The following is a 319-nucleotide window of genomic DNA, read 5'->3' on the forward strand; positions in this document are numbered from 1 at the left end:
GTGTCAGCCTCGCACACGGTCCACGCGCACCAGCCTTCACGGCCCACGATACGATACCGGAACTCGTGGCGTGCGAACCGTACTTCACCGTCCTCGGTCACCACGAGCTTCACGCGATCGTCTCTCATCAACCCTCCAGCGCGAACTCGGCGCGGACCACAGCACGCACCTGAGTATCCGCCTCGAACGGGAGCACCGTGCCCAGCTTCGACGCGTACGTGGCACCACGTTCAGGGTCCACAGCTATGCACAGCGCAACGCCCTCGGTGTTCTTGAACCAAATGCGCGAATCCCAGCAAAACATTTCGTTGCGCGGAAT

Annotated in this window: 1 protein-coding gene; it reads right to left on the minus strand. The window is 61.8% G+C overall.

What is annotated here, in order from left to right; all coding sequences use genetic code 11:
* Positions 1–127 precede the first annotated feature (127 nt).
* Positions 128–319, minus strand: a 192-nt coding sequence (locus tag AC1RP1_RS08140; RefSeq protein ID WP_481762740.1) for a hypothetical protein, incomplete at its 5' end; no start/stop codon positions are given.

It is taken from the genome of Dellaglioa sp. CoH-56-MRSF-13, assembly GCF_056782095.1.